Origin of the sequence: Candidatus Infernicultor aquiphilus (assembly GCF_002784285.1) — a bacterium.
Classification (GTDB): Bacteria; Atribacterota; Phoenicimicrobiia; order Phoenicimicrobiales; family Phoenicimicrobiaceae; genus Infernicultor; species Infernicultor aquiphilus.
Window position 1 is genome coordinate 503 of the sequence record NZ_PFKO01000126.1, and the last position, 2,040, is coordinate 2,542.

The window sequence follows — 2,040 nt, forward strand, 5'->3', positions numbered from 1 at the left end:
CAACTGAATATTTCTTCTTTATCATTGACCAGGGATCTGGCAACAACCTTTTGTAACTTAAGGTTAGTTGTAGTTTTTCTTTATCTATGCCTATTAGTTTAAACTCATATTCTTTATCTTTTTTCAATTTTTCATTAGGATGTTTTGTCTTATTCCAATCAATTTCTGATATCGGAACAAATCCTTCTATGCCTGTATCTAATTTAACAAATGCTCCAAAGTCTCTAATTCTTGTTACTCTACCCTTTACAATTGAATTTATCTGGTAAAGCTTATCTACATCATCCCAGGGGTTAGGTAAAGTCCGTTTTCTGCTTAAAAATATTAAGTGTGCCTCCTTATCAATCTTCAACACTTTCAGGGGAAGCACCATATATTTTTTAAATACCATTGTAGGTTTTTCCACATATTTCCAATCCATTTCAGACAAATGAACAACTCCGCTTACTCCGCTTTCCAAATCCACATTAGCTCCGTAAGAAGTCACTTGAGTAATTTTCCCTTGTACCACTGAACCAAGCGGATATTTTTTCTCAATATTTTCCCAGGGGTTAGGCAATAACTGTTTTAACCCCAATGAAATTTTCTTTTTCTCTGGTTCAATTTCTAAAATTCTTAATTTTAATAATTCTCCTTCCTTAATTAACTCTGAAGGATGTTTTACATAAGCCCAGGCCATCTCTGAAATATGAAGTAAACCATTAAGTCCTTCCTCTATCTCAATAAAGGCTCCAAAATCTTTTAGGGTTATAACTTTTCCTTCAACTTCGTCACCAACAGAATACCTTTCCATAATATTTTCCCAGGGATCAGGAGAAAGTTTTTTTATACTCAGGGAAATCTTATCTTTTCCCTGGTTAAAATCAATAATCTTTACTTTAATTTTATCACCTACCTTTAGTAATTTAGTGGCATCCTTCATATCGCGCCAGGTAATTTCGGAAATATGAAGTAAACCTTCGACTCCGCCTATATCCACAAAGGCACCAAAATTAGTAATATTAGTTATAATTCCTTCTTTTATCTGTCCATCCTTTAAATTAGCTAAAGTTTTTTGGTGTAATACTTTACGTTCTCTATCTACAATTAGACGATGGGAAAGAATAATAGTGTTATTATCTTTATCTAATTTGATTATATTAAAGTTTAACTTTTTACCAATATATTTATCCAAATCTTCATCTTTTATGAATTTACTTTCTATTTGAGATTTAGGAACAAATCCCTTCACCCCTAAATTCACTATTAAACCATTAGGATTTTTCTCTATTACTTCCGCGGTAATCTTTTTCTTCTTTCTATATATTTCATTAAGTTCTTCCCATAATTGGATATATTTTGCTTTTTCTTTGGATAAAATAACATTTTCGTTTTTTTCATCAACACTATCTACAAATACATAAACTTCATCCCCGATTTCTAAAGTATTAGTTATACCTCCCCCTTCTTTCGAAAAAAGTGATGTTTCATTCTTGGGAAGATACCCTTCCATTTTATATTTCATATCCACTAAATAACCATCTTCATTAACCTCTATTATCTTACCTTTAATTATATCTCCTCTTTCTATCTTCTTAAATGTTTCCAGCGATTCATCGAACATTTCTTTAATTTCTTCTACTGATTTTTTTTCTGTTTCTTCTGTTTCTTCTATTTTATTCTTCTCGTTTAATTCCATAATTATTAAATTCTCCTCTTCCTCGTATATCGTGGTGCGTATTGCGTATCGCGCATCACATATCTCGTATCTCGTTGATAAGAAATTATTAAACAAACTTAACATTCGACACAAGAAAAATAAACGATTAATTTGATTTGGTTGTCATTGCGAGCTTCGATTTATCGAAGCGTGGCAATCTCTTTTGAGATTGCTTCGTCGCTTCACTCCTCGCAATGACATTCTATTTATTGCACTACTTAATTTTTGTTACGAGATACGGATGTTATTATTCTATCCTCGGTGATTATTTTATGAACCGGGATATCATCTTTACCGGCTGGTACTTTTTTTACTATTTGCATTTCAAAAGCTAAAGCAAT

Annotated in this window: 1 protein-coding gene; it reads right to left on the minus strand. The window is 31.8% G+C overall.

Annotated features, from left to right (window positions below):
* Window positions 1-1,678, minus strand: a 1,678-nt coding sequence (locus COZ07_RS03560; RefSeq protein ID WP_406607213.1) for a S1 RNA-binding domain-containing protein, incomplete at its 3' end; no start/stop codon positions are given.
* Between the last annotated feature and the right edge of the window lie 362 nt (window positions 1,679-2,040).